Origin of the sequence: Nocardia wallacei (genome assembly GCF_029869545.1) — a bacterium.
Taxonomy (GTDB): Bacteria; Actinomycetota; Actinomycetes; order Mycobacteriales; family Mycobacteriaceae; genus Nocardia; species Nocardia wallacei_A.
Map to the genome: position 1 here is coordinate 1 of NZ_JARWQD010000301.1, position 2605 is coordinate 2605.

General features: G+C 70.5%; 2 protein-coding genes and 1 pseudogene. All 3 read left to right on the forward strand.

Translation table 11 applies throughout. The features are described 5' to 3' along the window. The coding region (locus tag QH290_RS26385) for an NlpC/P60 family protein (RefSeq protein WP_280385832.1) at positions 1-532 on the forward strand (532 nt) is incomplete at its 5' end. Between the two features lie 234 nt (positions 533-766). Then, positions 767-1945, forward strand: a complete 1179-nt coding sequence (gene moxR1, locus QH290_RS26390; RefSeq protein WP_280263693.1) for a chaperone MoxR1 — start codon at positions 767-769, stop codon at positions 1943-1945. A 32-nt stretch (positions 1946-1977) separates the two neighbouring features. Further along, positions 1978-2580 (forward strand): annotated as a pseudogene (locus QH290_RS26395) (DUF58 domain-containing protein); the annotation flags it as partial. Between the last annotated feature and the right edge of the window lie 25 nt (positions 2581-2605).

A 2605-nucleotide genomic window follows, 5' to 3' on the forward strand; every position in this document is an offset into this window, starting at 1 on the left:
TCGGGCCACGCAGGCGGGTGCCGGTAAGCGCCCGCACGCCCAGCTGCACAACGCGCCCCCGCCGCGCGCCGCCATGCCCAATCCGCCCAGCCGCCCGTCCGGCAGCCGCACTCAGCTGATCGAGACGGTGGTGGATCGGGCGATGTCGCAGCTCGGCGTCACCTACTCCTGGGGCGGCGGCGACGAGAACGGTCCCACGCTGGGCATTCGCGACGGCGGCGTCGCCGACAGCTACGGCGACTACAACAAAGTCGGCTTCGACTGCTCGGGCCTGATGATCTACGCCTTTGCGGGAGTGGGCATCTCGATGCCGCACTACAGCGGCTATCAATACAACATGGGCACCCGGGTGCCGGTCGCCGAGCGCGAACGCGGCGACATGCTGTTCTGGGGGGCGAACGGCAGCGAGCACGTGGCGCTGTACCTGGGTGACGGCAAGATGGTCGAGGCGCCCGAATCCGGCGATGTGGTCAAGGTTTCGCCGGTGCGCGAAGGGGGCATCATGCCGTACGCGGTGCGCCTGCTGACGTGACGACTCCCAGCCTCCTCTCAGGCGCGGAGCCGGGCGTTTGCGTTAGGGTTCACCGTGTTGCGCGTGTCGCGCGACGCGCCGCGGAGACGCGGACGGGCCGTCATCCCCCGGCCGCGTTGGGGGAGGATGCCAAACCTGGAATAGTGGTGGGGAACACGGGTGAACCACAGGTAACGCGCGTGAACCACAAGTGCAGCGGCGAGCCTCACGGGGCCGGACTAGGCGAAAGCGGGGATGTTTGTGACTTCGACTGATGGTGTGAGCACGGTGAATCCGGCGAAGGGCGCGCCGGCACCCGACACCCTCGAGCGCGATGTCCAGACCCTGGAGAAGGCGATCTACGAAGTCAAACGGGTGATCGTCGGCCAGGATCGCCTGGTGGAGCGGTTGCTCGTCGGCGTGCTGGCGCGCGGGCACGTGCTGCTCGAGGGTGTGCCCGGCATCGCCAAGACGCTCGCGGTCGAGACGTTCGCCAGGGTCGTCGGCGGCACCTTCTCCCGCGTGCAGTTCACCCCCGACCTGGTGCCCACCGACCTCGTCGGTACCCGCATCTACCGGCAGGGCCGCGAGGAGTTCGACACCGAATTGGGTCCGGTGGTCGCCAATTTCGTGCTCGCCGACGAGATCAACCGCGCGCCCGCCAAGGTGCAGTCGGCGCTGCTCGAGGTGATGGCCGAGCGGCACGTGTCGATCGGCGGCAAGACCTTCCCGATGCCCGATCCGTTCCTGGTGATGGCCACCCAGAACCCGATCGAGAGCGAGGGCGTGTACCCGCTGCCCGAGGCGCAGCGCGACCGCTTCCTGTTCAAGGTCGTCGTCGACTACCCCTCGGTCGAGGAGGAGCGCGAGATCATCTACCGGATGGGCGTGACCCCGCCGGAGCCCAAGCAGATCCTGGAGCCAGCGGAGCTGATCCGGCTGCAGAAGCTCGCCTCGAACACGTTCGTGCACCACGCGCTGGTCGACTATGTGGTGCGGGTGATCTCCGCGACGCGCAAGCCCGCCGAGTTCGGACTCGAGGATGTCGCCGGGTGGATCGCCTACGGTGCCTCGCCGCGCGCGAGCCTGGGCATCATCGCCGCGGCCCGCGCGGTGGCGCTCATCCGCGGCCGCGACTACGTGGTGCCGCAGGATGTGGTCGAGGTGGTCCCGGATGTGCTGCGCCACCGCCTGGTGCTGTCCTACGACGCGCTCGCCGACGAGGTCAGCCCCGACGACGTGATCCGCCGTGTCCTGCAGACCGTCGGCCTGCCGCAGGTGGCGCCGCAGGCCAACGCGCCGGGCCAGGGTCAGCAGCCGCCCGCGCCGATGCCGCCGGTGGCGCCGCAGCAGGGTGCCCCGCAGCCCCAGGGCGCCCCGCAGCCGCCCGCGCCGAACGGCCAGCAGGCCGCCGGCCAGCCGCAGCATCCGTGAGCGGAGCATCGGATTCGGTTGCCCCAGTGACGATGTCAGCGAACGTCCCGTCCAGCAGAGGAAATCCGGCACCACCGTCGTTTCGTTCCGGTCAGATCGACGACCCGCGGCTGAAGGCCGCGCTGAAGACCCTGGAGCTGACCGTGCGCCGCCGCCTCGACGGCGTGCTGCACGGCGACCACCAGGGCCTGATTCCGGGCCCGGGGTCCGAGCCCGGCGACGCGCGGCTGTATCAGCCGGGTGACGATGTGCGCCAGATGGATTGGTCGGTCACCGCCCGCACCACGCACCCGCACGTGCGGCAGATGATCGCCGACCGGGAGCTCGAGACCTGGCTCGTGGTCGACCTGTCGGCCAGCCTGGACTTCGGCACCGCGCTGTGCCAGAAGCGCGATCTGGTGGTCGCCGCGGCGGCGGCGGTCACCTATCTGACCAGCGGCGGCGGCAACCGGATCGGCGCCGTCGTCGCCAACGGCGAGCGGCTGTACCGAATCCCGGCCCGTACCGGGCGAATTCACGCCCAGGCGATGCTGCGCAGCAACGCCACCACACCCCCCCCGGCCGCCGGCGTGCGCGGCGCTCTGCGCGGCGCCCTCGAGTCGCTGCGCCCGCCCCCGCGCAAACCCCGGCTGGCCGGGGGGGTTTAGGTCGTAATCGGCG

Coding starts and splice junctions, on each gene's coding strand:
- moxR1 (WP_280263693.1), top strand. CDS start 767: ATGTTTGTGACTTCGACTGATGGTGTGAGCACGGTGAATCCGGCGAAG.